This window comes from Komagataeibacter intermedius TF2, from assembly GCF_000964425.1.
Taxonomy (GTDB): domain Bacteria; phylum Pseudomonadota; class Alphaproteobacteria; order Acetobacterales; family Acetobacteraceae; genus Komagataeibacter; species Komagataeibacter intermedius.
This window is the reverse complement of the sequence record NZ_BANF01000412.1, coordinates 1-245: the sequence shown is the minus strand read 5'-3', so window position 1 is coordinate 245 and position 245 is coordinate 1. Positions and strand designations below refer to the sequence as shown.

The following is a 245-nucleotide window of genomic DNA, read 5'->3' as shown; positions in this document are numbered from 1 at the left end:
CGCCATATCCTGGCCCGGAATTTCTTTCTCCATCCCGATTATGCCGACGACCCGCATATGCCCCCGTGCATGCGGGACTATCATCTCGCCCGTTTCACGGAGATGTACGAAACGACGAAGCGTGTCGACTTCGATGAGTGGCACCGCACCGAACCCGCGCCTCAGGTAGACAAGCAGGCTGTGCGCGACGGCCGCGAGGGGCGCAAGCACAACGTCCAGCTCGCCTTCATTTCACAGAACCATAC

At 60.0% G+C, this 245-nt stretch carries 1 protein-coding gene; it reads left to right on the top strand.

Features of this window, described 5'->3' with window-relative positions; translation table 11 throughout:
• A partial coding sequence (locus B7449_RS17775; RefSeq protein WP_048883975.1) for a hypothetical protein occupies positions 1-245 on the top strand: 245 nt, incomplete at both ends.